The organism is Allobacillus salarius (genome assembly GCF_007559425.1).
In the GTDB taxonomy this organism is placed as follows: domain Bacteria; phylum Bacillota; class Bacilli; order Bacillales; family Alkalibacillaceae; genus Allobacillus; species Allobacillus salarius.
Genome location: NZ_VMHE01000087.1, coordinates 1 through 734 on the forward strand (window position 1 = coordinate 1; position 734 = coordinate 734).

General features: G+C 44.4%; 1 protein-coding gene. It reads left to right on the forward strand.

The window, feature by feature from the left end; all coding sequences use genetic code 11:
- Positions 1-722 (forward strand): transposase (locus FPQ13_RS13265; RefSeq protein ID WP_144089751.1); only part of this gene is annotated, 722 nt, incomplete at its 5' end.
- Positions 723-734: the final 12 nt, after the last annotated feature.

A 734-nucleotide genomic window follows, 5' to 3' on the forward strand; every position in this document is an offset into this window, starting at 1 on the left:
GAGCTTCAAGGGCAAGAATGCTTAAGCGCCGTATGATCAAGCTTCTTGAAAAGCTCCTCAGTCAAAGGGATGGGATCCATAGCGAGTACGGTGCTTTACTCCGATATACCCAGGATTATCATAAGCGTCTTTCCATCATCAGAAAGGTGCTTGTACAAGAAAAGGAAATGTTTGAAGGGCGGAAAGTCAGTGACCGCATCGTCAGCATTGACCGTCATTATGTACGTCCCATCGTCAGAGGCAAGGAAACCAAGTCCGTCGAGTTCGGTGCAAAGGTCAATAATATACAGATAGACGGCATATCGTTCATCGAACACCTCTCGTTCAAGGCATTCAATGAGGGTATACGCTTGAAGGACTGTATCCGTATGCAGCAGAAGCTTATGAATGTAAGGGTAAGATGTGTGGCTGCCGATTCCATATATGCCAATAATGCCAACAGAAAGTTCTGTACAAAATATGGGATATCCACATCCTTTGTGCGCAAGGGAAGGGCGGCCAAAGATGAGCCTTTGAGGAAGGTGCTTAGAAGCGAACTCTCAAAAGAAAGGGCAACACGGCTTGAAGGAAGCTTCGGCACTCAAAAGCAACATTACTCGCTCTCAAGGATAAAGGCCAGAAACAGGAAGACGGAAATACTGTGGATTTTCTTTGGAATACATACGGCAAATGCCATACTGATGATAGAAAAAATCAGAAACAAAACAGCTAAAGCAGCATGATATGATTTTACT